An 837-nucleotide genomic window follows, 5' to 3' on the forward strand; every position below is an offset into this window, starting at 1 on the left:
TTTTTTAGATTTATCATTGTTCTCTCCAAGCTTTTTATTATGTCGCCATACTCGCATATGGCGCGCAACATACTAATAAACTAAGAAATTAAGACCTAACAATTAGAGGTCAAAATATGAACATGACAGGCCAAATCATGAACAATGTCGGCCAGTACTAGTAAGGTAAATTCGTAATAAAAAACACATTGATGGAAAATAAGCGGCTACGAAACGTAGACGGTTAATAACGAATTAAGCTAGGAAAACGATCTTAGGTTTAACTTAAAGATGAAACAAAAAAGCACGCCGAGGCGTGCTTTTCTAAAACGAATCTACACGACGTTGCACCGTGTAGATTGGCACTAATGCTTATAGCTTAGTGCTGAATACTGGCCAGATTTGGCCTGCAAGGTTTATAGAACCTGCTGGAGTTGGGTGAATGTCATCACCTTCAACTTGGCTTGCTGGAACAGTGCCACGCGTATCGATGAACGAGCAGCTTGCAGTTGTTGCTGTTTCACATGCGTAGTTCAACCAATCGCCACCTGTATTCAAGATAGAGTTAAGGTTGCTATTGCCACGTGGAAGGTTGTAGTAACCCAACCAAACGATGTCCTGAACACCATCAGCGTCCATTTCATTCATTAGGTCTATGCCAAGAAGAACAGTATCCTCCAACAAGTTGTAGCAAGCATTTGATGGCCACCAGCGGTACCACTGAGTACGACATCCGTATGGGTCAAGAAGTGTTGCAGGAATCAAGATGTCGTTACCGCCACCATCAGCCAACACAACGTTGATGTTCGGATTTGTTGCACGTGCATCACGATATTGATTTGTTACTGAAGTTGCGAT

General features: G+C 42.3%; 1 pseudogene. It reads right to left on the minus strand.

Annotated elements, in window-relative coordinates:
- Nucleotides 1–351: 351 nt before the first annotated feature.
- Nucleotides 352–837, minus strand: a pseudogene (locus A3762_RS27690) (SGNH/GDSL hydrolase family protein); the annotation flags it as partial.

It is taken from the genome of Oleiphilus sp. HI0125, assembly GCF_001635355.1.